This window comes from Paraburkholderia sp. SIMBA_027 (genome assembly GCF_046535315.1).
Classification (GTDB): Bacteria; Pseudomonadota; Gammaproteobacteria; order Burkholderiales; family Burkholderiaceae; genus Paraburkholderia; species Paraburkholderia tropica.
In genome coordinates this window covers 1-258 of sequence record NZ_JAWRWY010001012.1, presented here as the reverse complement: position 1 = coordinate 258, position 258 = coordinate 1, and the positions used below count along the sequence as shown (strand labels likewise).

Sequence of the window (258 nt, the reverse complement as noted above, 5' to 3'; positions counted from 1 at the left end):
CAGTCCTTGCGTTCCTTGATGTTGGTCGAGAACGAGGCCCGCACCAGCGTGTTGTTCATGTCTTCGGTGATCGACAGCAGGCGGTTGCAGAACACCTCCATGCCGACCGGATCGGCCAGGGCAACGCCGCTGTCTTGATTGGCTTCATGGGCTTCACGCATGGGAGCCTCCTTGCAAACGGATGATCAGGTTGCCGTACGCGTCGACCTCGACGTCCTGGCCCGCGCCGACCACGGTGGTCGAGCTCATTTCCTCCAG

The 258-nt window shown here is 61.2% G+C and carries 1 protein-coding gene; it reads right to left on the bottom strand.

The window, feature by feature from the left end; all coding sequences use genetic code 11:
• On the bottom strand, window positions 1–161 hold a 161-nt coding region (locus SB764_RS42155), incomplete at its 3' end, for a hydantoinase B/oxoprolinase family protein (RefSeq protein WP_410867058.1).
• Between the last annotated feature and the right edge of the window lie 97 nt (window positions 162–258).